Origin of the sequence: Parabacteroides sp. FAFU027 (genome assembly GCF_022808675.1) — a bacterium.
Lineage (GTDB): Bacteria > Bacteroidota > Bacteroidia > Bacteroidales > UBA7332 > CAXXIC01.
This window is the reverse complement of the sequence record NZ_JAKZKV010000016.1, coordinates 12,543-29,751: the sequence shown is the minus strand read 5'-3', so window position 1 is coordinate 29,751 and position 17,209 is coordinate 12,543. Positions and strand designations below refer to the sequence as shown.

General features: G+C 41.6%; 16 protein-coding genes. 7 read left to right on the top strand and 9 right to left on the bottom strand.

The window, feature by feature from the left end; genetic code table 11:
* Positions 1-33: 33 nt before the first annotated feature.
* From MLE17_RS17480 to MLE17_RS18900, 5 genes are all read right to left on the bottom strand, one after another.
* Entirely contained in the window at positions 34-705 is a 672-nt protein-coding gene (locus MLE17_RS17480; RefSeq protein WP_243350032.1) for a tetratricopeptide repeat protein, read from the bottom strand.
* 107 nt (positions 706-812) lie between these two features.
* The gene (locus MLE17_RS17475; RefSeq protein WP_243350031.1) at positions 813-1,358 is read right to left on the bottom strand and encodes a hypothetical protein; all 546 of its coding nucleotides are present in this window, start codon (positions 1,356-1,358) and stop codon (positions 813-815) included.
* 124 nt (positions 1,359-1,482) lie between these two features.
* A complete protein-coding gene (locus MLE17_RS17470) occupies positions 1,483-2,757 on the bottom strand; it encodes a hypothetical protein (RefSeq protein ID WP_243350030.1) in 1,275 nt (424 codons plus the stop codon).
* A gap of 112 nt (positions 2,758-2,869) precedes the next feature.
* Positions 2,870-3,562 (bottom strand): hypothetical protein, encoded by a 693-nt coding sequence (locus MLE17_RS17465; RefSeq protein WP_243350028.1) that lies wholly within the window; start codon positions 3,560-3,562, stop codon positions 2,870-2,872.
* A 30-nt stretch (positions 3,563-3,592) separates the two neighbouring features.
* The gene (locus MLE17_RS18900; RefSeq protein WP_262920358.1) at positions 3,593-3,718 is read right to left on the bottom strand and encodes a hypothetical protein; all 126 of its coding nucleotides are present in this window, start codon (positions 3,716-3,718) and stop codon (positions 3,593-3,595) included.
* 943 nt (positions 3,719-4,661) lie between these two features.
* Here MLE17_RS18900 and MLE17_RS17460 point away from each other — a divergent pair.
* A complete protein-coding gene (locus MLE17_RS17460) occupies positions 4,662-5,405 on the top strand; it encodes a glycoside hydrolase family 25 protein (protein ID WP_243350026.1) in 744 nt (247 codons plus the stop codon).
* 114 nt (positions 5,406-5,519) lie between these two features.
* Here MLE17_RS17460 and serB read toward each other — a convergent pair whose 3' ends face one another.
* Positions 5,520-6,740 (bottom strand): phosphoserine phosphatase SerB, encoded by a 1,221-nt coding sequence (serB, locus tag MLE17_RS17455; RefSeq protein ID WP_243350025.1) that lies wholly within the window; start codon positions 6,738-6,740, stop codon positions 5,520-5,522.
* 341 nt (positions 6,741-7,081) lie between these two features.
* Between serB and MLE17_RS17450 the strand changes: the two genes are divergently transcribed.
* The 6 genes from MLE17_RS17450 to MLE17_RS17425 all read left to right on the top strand — a co-directional run bounded on the left by MLE17_RS17450 (position 7,082) and on the right by MLE17_RS17425 (position 13,933).
* Positions 7,082-8,335, top strand: coding sequence for a phosphoglycerate kinase (locus MLE17_RS17450; RefSeq protein WP_243350023.1), 1,254 nt, complete (start codon positions 7,082-7,084; stop codon positions 8,333-8,335).
* Positions 8,336-9,030: 695 nt separating this feature from the next.
* Positions 9,031-9,870, top strand: coding sequence for a prephenate dehydratase (locus MLE17_RS17445; RefSeq protein WP_243350021.1), 840 nt, complete (start codon positions 9,031-9,033; stop codon positions 9,868-9,870).
* A 71-nt stretch (positions 9,871-9,941) separates the two neighbouring features.
* Positions 9,942-11,123 (top strand): pyridoxal phosphate-dependent aminotransferase, encoded by a 1,182-nt coding sequence (locus tag MLE17_RS17440; protein ID WP_410795638.1) that lies wholly within the window; start codon positions 9,942-9,944, stop codon positions 11,121-11,123.
* 57 nt (positions 11,124-11,180) lie between these two features.
* On the top strand, positions 11,181-12,242 hold the full coding sequence (locus MLE17_RS17435; RefSeq protein ID WP_243350019.1) for a bifunctional 3-deoxy-7-phosphoheptulonate synthase/chorismate mutase type II: 1,062 nt from the start codon (positions 11,181-11,183) through the stop codon (positions 12,240-12,242).
* Between the two features lie 74 nt (positions 12,243-12,316).
* Positions 12,317-13,090 carry a prephenate dehydrogenase gene (locus MLE17_RS17430; protein ID WP_243350018.1) on the top strand — a complete coding sequence of 258 codons (774 nt, stop codon included), beginning with the start codon at positions 12,317-12,319 and terminating at the stop codon, positions 13,088-13,090.
* Between the two features lie 45 nt (positions 13,091-13,135).
* Positions 13,136-13,933, top strand: a complete 798-nt coding sequence (locus MLE17_RS17425) for a DUF975 family protein (RefSeq protein ID WP_243350017.1) — start codon at positions 13,136-13,138, stop codon at positions 13,931-13,933.
* 260 nt (positions 13,934-14,193) lie between these two features.
* On the opposite strand, the gene MLE17_RS17420 is transcribed toward MLE17_RS17425, so the two are convergent.
* The 3 genes from MLE17_RS17420 to pyrF all read right to left on the bottom strand — a co-directional run bounded on the left by MLE17_RS17420 (position 14,194) and on the right by pyrF (position 17,109).
* Entirely contained in the window at positions 14,194-15,024 is an 831-nt protein-coding gene (locus MLE17_RS17420) for an N-acetylmuramoyl-L-alanine amidase-like domain-containing protein (protein WP_243350016.1), read from the bottom strand.
* A gap of 170 nt (positions 15,025-15,194) precedes the next feature.
* Positions 15,195-15,638, bottom strand: coding sequence for a hypothetical protein (locus MLE17_RS17415; protein WP_243350015.1), 444 nt, complete (start codon positions 15,636-15,638; stop codon positions 15,195-15,197).
* Between the two features lie 640 nt (positions 15,639-16,278).
* Positions 16,279-17,109 carry an orotidine-5'-phosphate decarboxylase gene (gene pyrF / locus MLE17_RS17410; protein ID WP_243350014.1) on the bottom strand — a complete coding sequence of 277 codons (831 nt, stop codon included), beginning with the start codon at positions 17,107-17,109 and terminating at the stop codon, positions 16,279-16,281.
* Positions 17,110-17,209: the final 100 nt, after the last annotated feature.

The window sequence follows — 17,209 nt, the reverse complement described above, 5'->3', positions numbered from 1 at the left end:
ATTTTCATAGTAGGTGAAACTTGGTTTTATATTTTATTTATCATACTTCGCCAGATATCCCTTGGCAGAAGGATTGCCCAAAGCTACTGATTTGCGCCAGTCGGTACAAGCCTCTTGGGGCTTTTTCATCATGTAAAGGCAAATGCCGCGGTTGACCAATGCGTTTGAATAAGATGGGTTGATACGCAGCACTTCGCTCAGGTCGTCGTAGGCTTGCGGAAGCATCTCCAGTTTCAAATGGCACACACCCCGGTTAAAATAATAGTGGAGCATAGTGGCGTTGTCTGTCTTATTGATTTTGCCGAATTCGATGGCCTTATTGTACTCCTTTAGTGCGCTCTTTGGATCCTGATTCGTGCGGTAGTACTCCCCGAGGAAATAATAAATCTCATTATCCTTGTCAAAGAGACACTTGGCTTTATTCATGTAGAACGGGACTTTAGTTGAATGGCCGCTGCCCTGCATCACGGCTTTGCACAGGCGGATGTAAGCTGGCCGATACACCGAATCCGTTGCAATAGACTTTTCCAGGAGTGGTATTGCTGCTTCGTATTTCCCTTGAGTGATCAGGCTGTCGGCCTTGTTGGTCAGTGCAATTGCGGCATTACGGCTGTCAAGGGAGACGGTGTATTCCTTTTGCTGGGCAAAGGCGGTGGTAAATAATAAGGTAAAGAGAAGTACTGTGAGTGGGTGCTTTGTTTTCATAGTTGGTGGGTTATATGGTTTGTTGTTCAAGCTAATTTATCGCGATTAGATTTCAACGTTGGAAGTGTTTTACCACTTACCCCTCGTTAGGAAATGGGGAAGAGCTTTTAAAAAGTATATCCAACTCTCAAGTGGATGTCAATTGCAGCATCATTTTTATCTTCAGCATATCCGTATTTCTTTCGAAAGATATGTTTGACTCCTAATCCAAGACCTGTCTCGTAGTTAAAGTGTTGGCCAAGAGGTCTTCTTATTCCCCACTTGGGGATGATATTGATTTGATCCATAATTGTTGATTTTTCAAGAGCTCCAAACACTTTCCAGTCCGGAAAATAGCGAACGTTTAATGCCCAGAAATTACCACAATTATGCTCTGTGGGTTTATTTATTGCTTGTCTGCTATCAAGATTGTAGTAATACCTGGGCTCAACGGACAAAGTTGGTGTTAGGATGTATATAATATCTTCAGCAACCGTTCCCAGACCCGCTTCTGAGCGTAATGCAATGTGGTTTGTCAATCGGCACTCGTTATTTACCCAGATACCCAACACACCGGTTTGAATGCTGGTGACTGATTTTTCTACGGATGCATTTTGTGCAAAAATGTTGGTGATTATTCCAAAGAATAAAATGATTCCAGTAAGTTTCTTCATATTTTTTGTGTGATTATTGGCTTCGATAAATAATTCGAAGAGAAAAAAGTTTGTATTCTTTTGTTATAGAGGTTGTTCTCTATTCAAGGCCTCTCCCATTATCGTAAAACGAATTATAGGTTAGCTAATCTATCACCTCCGCAATATCATTCAATATACTCACTCTGTCCGGAATAGGCGTGTGCTGCTCAAAGAACCGACGGACTACCAGGGCCGGTTTTTCCCTGACATATTCATCCTCTGAAGGGATATCGGTCAGATACCACATGTCGGCGTCTATCAACGCTTGCTTTAAAATAGGAAGATGATCAAAGTCCGTTTTCTTATAAAAGCTAAGCTTGTCAAGTCCCAGAAATACTGTATCATCTTTGTTTAACTGTAGTATCTGCATTAGTTGTTTTCCCTGAGGGGTGCTGTAGCTGCACAGTGGCAGGAAGCTTAGGATATAAAGACTATCTCCAATGATGATAAAAGGCATGTATCCGGTGATCTGTTTAACGTGAGTGCGGAAGATAATGGCGAGCCGGTTATTTTCCAGCTTACAGATCTGACAATCCATGATGGATGCCCGGAGATCGAAGTTGTTGAAGTAGGGTGAAACCGAATCGAGGCGTTCTTTGATGCGGAATAAGGCATGGCTTTGTATATAGACCTTTAGATCCCGGGTATCGTGACTCTCTTTAAATACGTTATTGTACTTTATTTTCAGATAATCCAATCCGATATTATGCAGTTTTGAAATGGCAAGCCGATAGGCCACGCGTTCCGTATTTTGATAAATAAAGCTCTTGCGTTCTGTCTCTTGGGAGTATACCAGAATTTTGCAGGTGGAGTAAAAGGTGTGTTGGTTGAGTTCCCATTTGTGTATAAAACCATATACCCGGAAGGTGATCTTTGACAGGAATATCGTTAAATGGTAGATGTAGGTGAATAGAGGTCTGATTTGGTCATTAAAGTCGGTCTCGTAATAGATGTCAGCTCTCTTCTTTATAATACCCAGAGGAGAGAGTTCATCAGCTGATAGTTTTGCCTTGTTGATTGTTAATTCATGCACCAATGTCAACCCATAGGTGCAGAAGTCATAGAAGGTCAGGTTCACCTCCGGATCTCCGATATACGTTTTCTTCATATATCTAAAGAGTTCCTCATGGAGGTATTTCACATAAGCCTTGGGGACAGCGCTACCTTCCATGACCGATATTTTAAACGGAATAGACTTGAGCTGCATCAATTTCTCCTTCTCCCGTTTGGTGAGCTTGTCATAAAGAGTAGGGTTAAGTCCCATTAATTGCAAAACTTTTGGGGCGACAATCCCGAATTCATTAAAATAGGTATTGGTCGTTTTGAGATTGATTCGTACCGGAGCCGGTGCTTTTTTCTTCTTTTTATTGGTTGCCATGGTGTGATGTTTTATGCCGTTTTGAAATGATGTCGAAAAGCGAATAAACAGCTACAAGCTGTCTCGGTTTTAGGTATGGGTTACACTGCGCTAAAGCCGAGACAGATACTAACTACTTGGTAATAAAAGTAAACTTCCCATTTTTGATATCTATTGTATCATTTCCTTGGATGGTTTTCGTTGTAAAATCGCCACTTACCAAGTAATATTTATTATTAACGAGCTCAATCTTTGAAATATTGAAATGAGAATTTCTTGCGAAAAAATTATCTATTAACGTCTTGTTGTGATTAAAAGCATTATTCACATTATCCGTATAACTTCCTATATTCATTCCGTGTGTAGGGATGGTATCCTTTACACTTGGAGATTCCGGAGGGTAGGAAAATGTATATGACGTGTATTTTTTTAAATCATCCGATAATCTGGTTTTATAGTAATAATCGTCAAAAGATTGTGAGTTTTTATCTTGCATACGTGTATTCCAAAAAATGAAACTAAATGCCGGATGCAATACATTGAAATAATCAGGGTCAGTTATAAGCCTATCATACGATACTCCTCTCTCAAAATAACCAAGAACTCTATTGTTCGGGCAAGTTAATAAGTTGATATAGCTATTTCTGTAATCTATGACCTGATAGTATTTGTAATACTTATTATTCATCTCATACGATATATATAATGATGTATCTTTAGGAGCAGGAAATAACTCGTAAGTATAATCTGTAATCGGTTTTTCTTTTTTACATGAAACTAAAATTACAATTAGTGGAAGGAATATATGTAACAACAACTTATTCATTGTCAATGTATTTATTTGTGTTTACACGGTTCAAATCTCTTTGGTCTGGATATCAATGAAGTTTTGGGAATAACACTTCATTTCCAATACTTTGATGTAGGCATCTTTTACATCTTCTTCGCTTTTGACTTGCTGCAATTGTTGATATAGGCTCATGCGTTGTTTTTTTGTCATTGTAAAGTGGATAAATGCAAAGGTTGCGATTGTTCCTTAAACTTGCAAAAATTAAGCCTGCAATTTTAAAACTAAGAGTAATATAGCTTGGATTTATATTTCAATTTATCCCCGATTTCTATTATCCCTTTCTCTTGATTCCACCCATACCTACTTGTAGCCTAAAGCATATCATAAGAATATATAAAGCAGGGATAAACCAGAGATATAACAGGGATAATACAGGGATATAACAGAAATATATAGTGTAATATCCCTGTATTATCTCTTTTTGATTCCCTATTATTCCCCATTTATTATACTCTTTACATAACCTTAGCTATACCTCGTGTCACTGGTTACTTAGGAATGGCTGGAAAAGGATAAATATATATACTGGTCAATAAGTATTGTTATGGCGTTGATATATCTTGGCTCTCGGGGGGGATTCCATCCAAAGGAGTCATTTCAGGTCAGGTGGTGCTATTGAGGTTGTAACCCATGCGGAAGTGAAGTTGAGCGATGATGATTCCCTGGTGGTGGACGTGACCCTGCATTGTGGTAATGTGGGTATCGACGGAAAATCTCATGAGACGAAATAAGAAACGTGATGCTGATTTTTAAGATAATGTAATATGGGGAATATTAGTGAGCGGATGGCTTGGCCGTATCTGCTTACTAAAATAAACGTTAAGCAATTTGAGACTTTTCTTCATTGTCAGTTGTTCTCGGTTGGTAAGTGCTGAGTGTTTGATAATGAGTTTGTTAAGTTTGATGGCATAACGATGGCGGCTCCCGCATTTCCATAAGTTGTCCCATTGTAACCCCTGTTTGACGATTTTTTGAACAGCACACGCTATATCCTTAGGCTGGAGAAGTGACATTTTAGAGAAATCGGATAGATTCGGGCGGTGAATCTGGTGAAACCTGCTATTTTTGCATCCCTATGGCAAAAAAGAAGAAGAAAAAAGCGAAGAAAAAGATAAATAGCAAGACCAGGGCCTGGATTGCAGTCAGCATAGTCCTCTTATTAACAGGTGTTTTTCTTTACTTTCGGTTGCACCGGAATCCGGAGAAAATAGATCCTGGTCAGATTACCGGCATCGACGTGTCCAAGCATACCGGACGGATCAACTGGGAGAAAATCAAGATGCAGAATGTCGATTTTGCTTACGTCAAATCGACGGAGGGGGTTACCTATATTGATCCCTGCTTCAGCTACAATTTCAGGGAAGCGAAACGGGTGGGGATTCCGGTCGGGGTTTATCACTTTTTCCGTTTCAACCGGAGCGGGGAGGAGCAGGCACAGCATTTTATGAAAAATGTCTCCATGGAAGATCTTAATCTGCCTCCTGTGGTCGATGTGGAAGAGTGGGGGCAGTATAACCAGTCGAAAGATGCGGAAAAGGTGTCAGCTGAATTGCGTACATTCATTGATCTTGTGGAGGAGAAATGCGACCATTCCGTAATTATCTATTCGGATAAGCACTCTTACAGCAAATATATCCAGGGACGCTTTGATGACAACGATATCTGGATCTGTTCATTGGGAACACCACCGGAGATTGACCGCAAATGGACTTTCTGGCAAAATTCTCATACGGGCAAATACAAAGGTGCCCGTGGAAAGGTGGATGTGAATGTTTTCAACGGAGATCGTGAGAAATGGTCAGATTATTTGGCGGATTGAGTATACTTTGAACAAAAACAACCGCAACAGACTTTGAAAGTACCATTGCGGTTGTCCTATATATAAAAGGTAGTAAAGGGCAAACCCTCACTCCCTCATTCCTTCATCCCCTGATTATACATCCAGATACGAATCCTTAAATCCAAGGAAGTAAAGAATACCATCCAGACCGATCGTAGATAGCGACTGTTTGGCTGTCTCTTTAACTTTTGGTTTAGCATGGAAGGCGATACCCAGACCGGCAATGCCAATCATCGGAAGGTCATTGGCTCCGTCTCCTACGGCAATGGTTTGAGCAATATCCACTTTTTCCACCTGGGCAATCAGGCGAAGAAGCTCGGCTTTACGTTTGCCATCCACGATTTCTCCCACGTAGTTTCCTGTCAGTTTACCGTCTATGATTTCCAATTCGTTGGCATACACGTAGTCGAAGTTGTATTTCTGTTTCAGGTAGTTTCCGAAATAGGTAAATCCTCCTGAAAGCACGGCGATCTTGATACCCACGCGTTTCAATACGTTTACCAGGCGGTCAAGACCTTCAGTAATCGGCAGATTATCAGCAATCTCTTTCATGACTGACTCGTCAAGCCCTTTCAACAGACGCACGCGTTGTTTGAAGCTTTCGTTGAAGTCAATTTCTCCGCGCATTGCAGCTTCGGTGATGGCACGTACCTTTTCACCCACACCGGCACGGTCAGCCAGTTCGTCGATTACTTCTGTTTCAATAAGGGTAGAATCCATATCGAAGCAGATCAGGCGGCGGTTACGGCGGTACATGTCATCCTGCTGGAATGAGATGTCAAACTGCAACTCGTTACTCAGTTCCATGAAGCGTCTTTGCATCTCTTCGCGGTTGTGAGGATTGCCTCGTACTGAAAGTTCCACGCATGATTTGGGACTACGGGCATCTTCTTCCAACGGGATACGTCCGGTCAGGCGCTGTATCATGTCGATATTCAATCCCTGTTCGGCGATGAGGCTGGTTACTTCGGCAATCTGTTGTGCGGTCAGTTTCCGTCCCAGCAACGTGATGATATTGCGGTTTTTTCCCTGCATATTTACCCAACGTTCGTAGCGTTCGTAAGAGATCGGGGTAAATTTAATTCCGATACCCAGTTCGTACGACTTGAAAAGTAACTCTTTCATGATATCGCCCGATTTTTCGCTTTCGGTTTTGTAAAGGATTCCCAACGAAAGGTTGTTGTGAATATCTGCCTGACCAATATCCAGAATAAAGGCACCGTAACGGGCCAGAATAGCGGTCAGGGATGAGGTTACTCCCGGCTTATCTTCTCCGGAAATATTAATAAGTACGATTTCGTTTTTTGATTCCATGCGGGTTAACTTCAATGATGGACTGCAAAAATAGCCAATTATTGCAATCTCGATATGACAAAATAGGAAATATTATGCACGGATAAAGATTTTTCGACGGAAAAGTGCGGCTTTTATTTTAAACAAGCCAATGGCGGTCTGTGACATTTTGATTCGATAAACAGGCATTTGTTGAAGTTATTTTTGTGATAATGGTTCATTTGCTTATAAATCAATGTCTCAACTCAAAAAGCGGAGACAAAATCATTTTGCCTATTTAGGGGAAAGAATTGTTTCTACTTTTTTCTATCTTTGCATGCGAAATTGAAAAAACACTTTCTAAATCAAATAGAATCAATATTATGCAAACAATTGACCAATTCAACTTTGCCGGTAAAAAGGCAATCGTTCGTGTGGACTTCAATGTGCCTTTGAACAAAGAAACAGGCGCTGTTAGTGATGATACCCGTATCCGTGGTGCTCTGCCTACAATCAAAAAGATTTTGGCTGACGGTGGTGCAGTAATCCTGATGTCACACATGGGTCGTCCGAAACAAAATCCGGATCCTAAATTCTCTTTGAAGCAAATCATTTCTGCAGTTGAAGCTCGTTTGGGTCAATCTATTCTTTTCGCAGAAGATTGCGCTAACGCTGACGCTCAGGTAGCTGCTTTGAAACCAGGTGAAGTTCTTTTGCTGGAAAACCTTCGTTTCTACGAAGAAGAAGAAGGCAAACCACGTGGCGAATTCGAAACAGAAGAAGCTAAAAAAGAGGCTAAAAAAGCATTGAAAGAAAAACAAAAAGCTTTCGCGCAGAAACTGGCTTCTTACGCTGACGTTTATGTAAACGACGCGTTCGGTACAGCTCACCGTGCTCACGGTTCTACAGCTGTTATCGCTGACTACTTCACTGCTGAAAACAAAATGTTCGGCTTCCTGATCAACAGCGAGTTGAAAGCTATGGATACAGTATTGACAAGTGCTCAGGCTCCTTTCACTGCAATCATGGGTGGTGCTAAAGTATCTGACAAAATTTTGATCATCGAAAACCTGTTGGATCGCGTACAAAACCTGATCATCGGTGGTGGTATGACTTATACTTTCATCAAAGCTTTGGGTGGTAACATCGGTAACTCACTTTGTGAAGCTGACAAACTTGATCTGGCTCTTGAGATCCTGAACAAAGCAAAAGCGAAAGGTGTAAACGTTTACATCCCGACTGACGCTGTAAACGCTGATAAATTTGCTGCTGATGCTGCAACTTGTATCTCTAAAACCAACGAAACTCCTGACGGTTGGATGGGTCTTGACATCGCTGACGAAACTATCAAAACTTTCAGCGAAGTTATTGCTAACTCTAAAACAGTTCTTTGGAACGGCCCGATGGGTGTATTCGAAATGGATGCATTCGCAAAAGGTACGACTGCAATCGCTCACGCTGTTGCTGCTGCTACTGCTAACGGCGCGTTCTCTTTGATCGGTGGTGGTGACTCAGTTGCTGCAATCAACAAAAACCAATTGGCTGACAAAGTAAGCTACGTTTCTACCGGTGGTGGTGCTATGTTGGAATACATGGAAGGTAAAGTTCTTCCGGGTATCGCAGCTATCCGCGGGTAACTAAAAATACTTAAAGGCACAAAGATCTGGGATTTATTCCTATCTTTGTGCCTTAGTTTTTTAATTCACTGTAAGTTGTCGTAATAGAGCAGCTAAGTTTTATGATTCAATATTGACTCGCAACTCTTGACTATCGACTCACGACTTTTACACTACCTTGCTCTTTTTGATCTTTTCTTCTCGTACCAAAACACAAAACACGCAAGAGAGGTACCCGTCGTCGGTAGCGTTAAGCAGACGAACAGTTGGTATCCAATGATTAAACACCCGATCTAACCAATCGGAGATTCTTTACCTTCTAATGGAATGAAAAATAAAGCCCCTTGAGCCGGGCTGTGTGTATAAATACCGTCCGGCTTTAAGGTGGAAAGGATTGAAATCCTGTATATTGAACCCTAATAATTTGCTTTTCCGTATTTTTCCAGAAAAAAATCGGTATAGAAAGTTGGTTCTTATAAAAATTCATTACATTTGCAGCGTTAAAATCAGACACAGAGTTATGAACATTTTCGGTTTTGCATATTACTTCTTTTTTTACTTTTACTTTAGCAAACGGTAAGAGCGGGAATTGATATGTAATCAAGTTTACTGAAAATGAACAGAGAAAAAATAAATCAAATCCCGCTTACAGGCGGGATTTTTTTTTACCCGTAAACGAAATAAATGAACCGGATGTCCGGTGAAGAGGTTTTACAATGAAGAAAGTAGCGATACAGGGTTTTGCAGGATCGTACCACGAGGTGGCATCGAGAGCTTATTTCAAAGGAGAAGAACTGGAGTTCGTATTTTGCAAGACATTTAAGGATGTTTTTGCCGCAACGAAGAGCGACCCAAAGATGTTTGCCGCCGTGGCTATCGAAAATACGATTGCAGGTAGTCTTCTTCCTAACTATGATCTGTTGAAGGAGAGTAATTTAAGCATCATCGGTGAATACAAGCTGCATATTTCCCATTGCCTTTGCGCTTTGCCGGGAACAACGCTGGAAGAGTTGACCGAAATCAATTCACACCCGATCGCCTTGATGCAGTGCCATGATTTTCTTGATACTTTGCCTAACGTTAAAGTGGTGGAAAAAGCGGATACCGCATTGAGCGCTGAGATTATCGCCAGAGATAAGCTGGTGGGTGTCGGAGCGATTTGCAGCAGACTGGCTGCGGATTTATTCGGTCTCGAAGTACTTAAAATGGGTGTGGAGACCAATAAACGTAATTTTACCCGCTTCCTGATGCTGGCTGACCAGTGGGTAGCTGATGAGATTACGAAAGGGCAAACGCCGAATAAATCATCGCTCGTATTTACCCTGCCTCACACTGAGGGAAGTTTATCGCAAGTGCTTTCGATCCTTTCGTTTTACGGGGTAAACCTGACCAAAATCCAGTCCCTGCCGATTATCGGTCGCGAATGGGAGTATCAGTTTTATATTGACCTCACTTACAATGATTATACCCGTTATCGCCAGGCGATGGATGCCTGCCGACCATTGACCAAAGACCTGAAAGTCTTAGGTGAATATTGCGAAGCGGAGACGCCTTGAGAAAAGGGAATGAAGGAATGAGGGATTGAGAGTGATATAACCCACCAAACGAAAAAGTAAGAAATAAACGCATCAACGAATACAAAAATATGAAGCAGATACAACCGGCCAACCGCCTCAATCAGGTAAACGAATACTACTTTTCGCGCAAACTGAAAGAGATTGCAGATCTTAATGCTCAGGGTAAAAATATTATCAGTCTGGGAGTGGGAAGTCCTGACCTTCCGCCTTCAAGTGCGACCATCGAGACTTTGTGTCAGAAAAGTCACAAGCCTGAAGCGCATGGATATCAGCCTTACGTGGGCATTCCCGAATTGCGTGAAGCTTTTGCAGGGTGGTATAAGAAATGGTACGGCGTTGTACTGAACCCGGCGAACGAAATACAGCCGCTTATCGGTTCTAAGGAAGGTATTTTGCACATATCTATGGCGTTCCTCAATCCGGGTGATGAGGTATTGGTGCCAAATCCGGGTTATCCGACCTATAGTTCGGTAAGCAACCTGGTGGAAGCTAATATTGTAACTTACGATTTGGATGAAAACAACAACTGGGAGCCTGACTTCGACGCTTTGGAGAAGATGGACCTCAGCAAAGTCAAACTAATGTGGGTTAATTATCCGAACATGCCGACCGGCGCCAATGCAACCATCGCATTGTATGAGAAACTGGTGGCTTTCGGTAAAAAACACGGCATTATCATTTGCAACGATAATCCTTACAGCTTCATCCTGAACGATAAACCGATTTCAATTCTCAGTGTTGAAGGAGCAAAAGAAATTTGTATCGAACTTAACTCGATGAGTAAATCGCATAACATGCCGGGCTGGCGTATCGGGATGTTGGCATCGAATGCGCAGTTCGTACAATGGGTATTGAAAGTGAAAAGCAACATCGACTCAGGTATGTTCCGTCCGATGCAAAAGGCAGCCGTAGCTGCGTTGGGTAACAAAGCGGAATGGCACGAGGAGATGAACAAAGTGTACCGCAAACGTCGTGACGTAGCGGGTGCAATTATGGACGCGATGGGTTGTACTTACGATAAAAACCAGGTCGGAATGTTCCTTTGGGGAAAAGTATCCGACCAGTGGGAAAACGGAGAGAAGCTTTCGGATAAAGTTCTTTATGACGGAAACGTATTCATCACTCCCGGGTTTATTTTCGGAAATAAAGGGGATAAATATGTACGCATCTCGCTTTGTTGTCCCGAAGAGAAACTGAAAGAAGCTTTGGAAAGAATTAAATCGGTATTGTAACAAAGCCGGTTACTATATATCATCTCATTTTTGTAGAATAAATAAGCAACATAAACTATGGAATTACAACCAATAACATTCGAAGGCGTAGAAAACAAACGCCCGATGGTAATTGCCGGTCCTTGTAGTGCAGAGACCGAAGAACAGGTAATGGAAGCAGCTCATGCACTGGCTGCAAAAGGTGTGAAAATCTTCCGCGCGGGTATCTGGAAACCGCGTACCAAACCGGGAGGCTTCGAAGGAATCGGAAGCGAAGGTTTGGCATGGTTGCAACGTGTTAAAAAAGAGACTGGCTTGTATGTAGCAACTGAGGTAGCGACAGAGCGTCACGTATATGAAGCATTGAAGTTCGGTGTTGACCTGTTGTGGATTGGTGCACGTACCACTGCTAACCCATTTGCCGTACAGGAAGTGGCAGACGCTTTGAAAGGCTGCAAAATCCCCGTATTGGTGAAAAACCCGGTGAATCCTGACCTCGAATTGTGGATTGGAGCTATCGAACGCGTGTATAACGCTGGTATCCGTCAGATTGGTGCTATCCATCGCGGATTTAGCTCATTCGACAAGAAGATTTACCGCAACCAGCCACAGTGGCACATTCCTATCGAACTGAAACGTCGTATTCCAAACCTTCCTATTTTCTGTGACCCGAGCCATATTGGCGGTAAACGCGAATTTATCGCACCGTTGAGCCAGCAGGCTATGGATCTGAACTTCGAAGGTTTGATTATCGAGTCGCATTGTAATCCGGATTGCGCATGGAGTGACGCTTCACAGCAGGTAACTCCTGATGCATTGGAGCAAATCCTGAACAATCTCGTTATCCGTGATACTGCACAGACTACCGAAGACCTTTCAGACCTCCGTCGTCAGATTGACAACCTCGATAATGACCTGCTTGAGCTTTTGGCTAAACGTATGAGAATCTCTAAAGAAATCGGCCAGTTCAAAAAAGAGCACGGAATGACCGTTCTTCAGTCAGGACGTTACGATGAAATCATCAGCAAGCGTGTCGCTCAGGCGGTGAGCATGGGCATGAGCTCTGAGTTTATGCAAGTGGTGCTCGAAGCGATTCACGAAGAGTCGGTTCGCCAGCAAATTGAAATCATGAATAAGTAAGTTTCAGATACAAAGACGAGCTACAAGCTACACCGGTAGCAAGTAGCTCGTCTTTTTTTAGCGATATACCCACGATGAAGATATTAATCCTTGGCGCCGGAAAAATGGGAACCTTCCTGACCGACGCACTTTGCCTCAATCACGAAGTTGCGCTCTTCGATACCGATCCTAAGCGCCTGCGTTTCGTTTTCAACACCCTACGCATGACCCAACCGGAGGAAATCCGCGAATTTGAGCCCGATATGGTCATTAATGCGGTGACCATCAAATATACTATTCCCGCGTTTGAAATGGTACTGCCTTATCTCACAGAAAGATGTATCATTTCGGATATCGCATCGGTGAAGACGGGTTTGCCGGAGTTTTATGCCAAAACAAAAAATCCTTACGTCTCTACCCACCCGATGTTCGGTCCTACTTTTGCGAGCTTAAGCGATTTGTCAAAGCAGAATGCCATTATCATTACCGAGTCAGACCACATGGGAAAGGCCTTTTTCAAGGACTTCTACCAATCCCTGCATTTGAATATCTTCGAATACTCATTCCAGGAACATGATGAGACGGTGGCTTACTCGCTTTCCGTTCCCTTTGCATCCACATTGTCTTTCGCATCCATCATCAAGCGTCAGGAAGCACCGGGTACGACATTCAAAAAGCACATGGACATTGCTTACGGACTGCTTTCGGAGGATGATTACCTGATTCGTGAAATCCTGTTTAACCCATACACGGTCGAACAACTTGAACGTATGAAAGGGGAGCTTGATACGCTTATTCACATCATTGATAATAAAGACAATGAGGCGATGGGCGAATATTTGCTCAAGGTGCGCAAGAATATTGAGTAGTTTTTTTACATTTGCCGTCATTAATCACAATAAAATAGTTGACTTATGGAAAAAGCATTTTCGATCAGGGAATCAATCAAGTCTGCATGGAAACTGATAAACAATGACAATCTGTTTTTACTTATCGGATTGTTATTAGCTTATTTGGTGATAGAAGGATTACTATCTACGGTACAGGTCTTGAACAAGGGAGGCATTTCCTCATTACTTTCTCAGTTGGCAGAACTGTTTGTGTCGGTGGTATTTTCCTTGGGATTCATTAAAGTTTGCCTTCAGATCGCAAAAGGAGAAGAACCGGAGTTTAAAGCATTCAAGGATGTTATTCCGTTATTCTGGAGATACATTTTCGCATCTATATTGTCTGCATTGCCAATTATGGCATGTGCTATAGTTGCAGGGCTTTTTGCTTTTATTCTTGCTGATTTTATGAATATGGGAGCCCGTTTGGCTGGCTATTCATTTCATGATGCAACTCAGATATTTTCAATTCTGAAAATTGTTGCTTTTCCCGGTTTATTGGTTTTAATTATAGTACTTGCTCCTGCAATTTATTTCAAAATCCGATGGATGTTCTTTCCATATTATATTGTGGATAAGAATGCAGGAATTATGGACTCATTACGCTTGAGCTGGGCAGCTTCTAAAGGTAACTTTTGGCATATCTTTTTGTTCGGGCTGACTTGTTTCGGACTGGTAATTGCGGGTTTGATAGCCTTAGTGCTTGGCGTTTTTGTAGCGATTCCGGTCATTTCAATGACAACTGCATTGATTTATCTGCAACTGGATAAAGCGATTCAACCCAAAGAGGTGATTGAGCCGGTACAACCTGAAGTACAGCAGTAATCAATCTATATTTCACACAAAAGCCAGACAGTTCGCTGCCTGGCTTTTGTCATTTATGGAGAAAGGGTAAAAACGACCTAGTGACCCCTCCCGAGTGATGCAGACAATATCATATTCTGGTTAAATCGGTCAATAAATGTGCTGATTTACCTGTTTTTGCTGCTGCAAAAGTCCCCTTTAGGGGATTTAGGGGCGGAAAATACAATAGCACTTGAAACTTTGCTGAGTTTTTACACTGCCTCTTATAGCGAATGGGGTTATTATTCAATAGGGCGCAATACGATAATTCCGGTATGAATTTTCACGCCACTCAGGTATTCGGCCAATGTCTTATCGGAGACGACCACTTTCTTCAACGTCGAGGAAGCATGCATGAAATGCAGTTCTTTGCCCACCCACACGGCAAAACCAACGTGGCTGATGTCCAGTCCCTTCAGGTTTGTGGTAATGGCAATGATGTCGCCGGTTTTGATCTTATTCGCCTTAGCAGCCACATCAGCCTTCGGAATATAATTGTAGATGCGTTGGTTAATATCGTTCTCCTGAGCCGCTATAGTAGGGATAAATTCGGGATGTTCGCGCAGGGCTCTGTATTTATCAGGGTTATGACTCATAAAACCATCATGGAATCGAATGGTGTCGCAGCTGATCTTCTTCGTAACATCTTTCACGAGCCCCTTTTTTGTGTTGTCCTTAATCCAGTCGGTGAAATAGTGCAATCGGGAAGGATACTGGTCTATTTTACCATCCCGATAACGGATTTGGGTCAATGTGCGACAGAAATTATCATAGGTAAAATCCTTTGATTTGGCAGTCAAAGCCAATGCAAAAGTCGTCTCCACAAACGTAGTACAATCCAACTCGCGTAAATTGACCACCAACTGCTCCCGGTCGTTAATCTCCAGCGTACTCGCCACGTAAGGACGGTCCAGAAAGAATCTGCCCGTCTCTTCAATCAATTTCTCCAAAGGCAACTTCGGGCTGACAGCGGATTTATATTGCTCAAAAACGGCTTTATCATCCATTTGGGCGTATGTTGCTGTGCATACAAGGGAAAAAAGAATCAATAGGGAAAATATTTTACTCTTCATAACGGCTATTTTTGTTTTGTCAAAGGTAAATATAATAGTGAAGTTTTGATGTCTGGGAAGTTTGAATAAATATTTAATCAGGTATTTGTAATAGCCCAATCATTAGTGCTTTTCAATAATGATAAAATGCAATTAAATTAATCAAGTCCGGCATTTGACCTGCTTATCTTTTAATTCATTTTATTATAAGTCTTCTTTTTAGGCGGAAGATCAGAGTGCAGCGTATTTCGATAAACATATCCTCTTCTATAGGTGCCAGTCCTCCCCCAATCATAATAACAAATCACATCTGCAATTAAAGAATCATGCTCATATCCCATGATATAGACACAAGTATCATAAGGCATTTCATTCACTGGAAAATTAAAAACCGGATTCATGTTCCCATGTTCTATTTGTCTGTAATAAGTTATGAGTGAATCCCAATACATTTTATCTTCTACATACAATACTGGATTAACAGTACCTTTGTGATATCGTTCATAACAATACATCTTCCTTTTAGAATAGACATTCTTACGAAATGATTTTTCAATATAATCCCCGATTAGATTCCAGGCTATACAAAAGACGATGAAAACTAATGTATATTTTATTACCTTATTAAGCTTCATTTGATTGACTTATTATTAAGCGATTAATTTCTCTTATGTGATTATTATTTCCTTTCAAATATACAAAACAGTTTAATGTCAGCGAAACATCATTATATTATCTCTGTAAATATCATATTGAATAATATCATTGTATGTAAATCTCTACAATCACATTAATACACACTCAAAAAATATCCAGTTGGAGGAAAATAACGACTATTGGCGCCGGTAAAATAACAAAGAGGCCTTACATAACCTCAAAGCACGAATTAGTAAGTGCAAATTGTTAATACGTAAAGAAGAAGGTGTTTATCGTAAATGGGAAATGTGAAAAAGTAAACGAGAAGAGAGCAAAAGTAAGTTCCCAATGGGCTATCTTATTAACATATTGTAATATCGTAGTAGAGAAATGCTTTATCGTAATGGCAAAATACTCTATCGTAACTCACTAATGGGCTATCGTATTAACAAAACGCTCTATCGTAACCCAATAATGGTTTATCGTATTAACAAATTGCACTGTCGTAATTGTGAAATGCTCTATCGTAACAGCAGAGTAAGCGAAAGTAATGTACCAGACAACAGCCATACTCTAAAAGACAAGAAAGGCTGAAAGAAATTCATCTTCCAGCCTTTATATGATTGAATAGATATGCTCTTAGATAAGACCTTTAGCAGCTAACAGCGCTTCCATCTCTTGTTGTACTTTAGCCGCTTCCGCTTTAGAAGCTTGCGCGAAGTCTTCGCCGTTAGAAGCGTAGATAATCTGACGGGATGAGTTTACCAACAGGCCGCAGGTATCGTTCATACCGTATTCGGCAACATCCTGAAGGCTTCCGCCCTGAGCCCCAACACCAGGAACCAACAGGAAGTGATTTGGAGCCGCTTTACGCACATCAATAAACATCTTGCCCTGAGTTGCACCAACCACAAACATCAGTTGGTCTTCAGTTGCCCACTGTTGCGTAGTTTTCAATACCTTTTCAAACAGGCGCTCACCGTTTGCGTCAGTTGTAAACTGGAAATCCTGGGAACCTTTGTTAGATGTCAGAGCCAACACGATTACCCATTTACCCGGATAGATAAGGAAAGGTTTCACGCTGTCTTCTCCCATATATGGCGCCACGGTAATTGAAGTCGCCTTAAGGTGTTCGAAAGCCGAACGGGCATACATCTCAGAGGTGTTACCGATATCACCGCGTTTCGCATCGAGGATGATAAACTGGTCAGGGTATTTCTCATTGATGTAAGCAATGGTTTTTTCCAAAGCTGCGATTCCCACCATACCCAGGCTTTCGTAAAAAGCAGCATTAGGCTTATATGCAACGCACAAATCAGCGGTAGCATCGATGATTTCTTTATTAAAAGCGAAGATAGGGTCTTCCTCCTTCAATAAATGTTGCGGGATTTTTTTGATGTCGGTATCCAGTCCTACACAGAGGAAGGATTTTTTACGTTTGATGTTAGCAAACAGCTCTTGCTTAGTCATTTTATCGTGTGTTAGATTATTTGAATTTCCTTACCACTAAGATTATTAGGCTAATAAAGTCTTAGTGTTTCTTTGTGCGCTTAGTGTCTTAGTGGTTAAA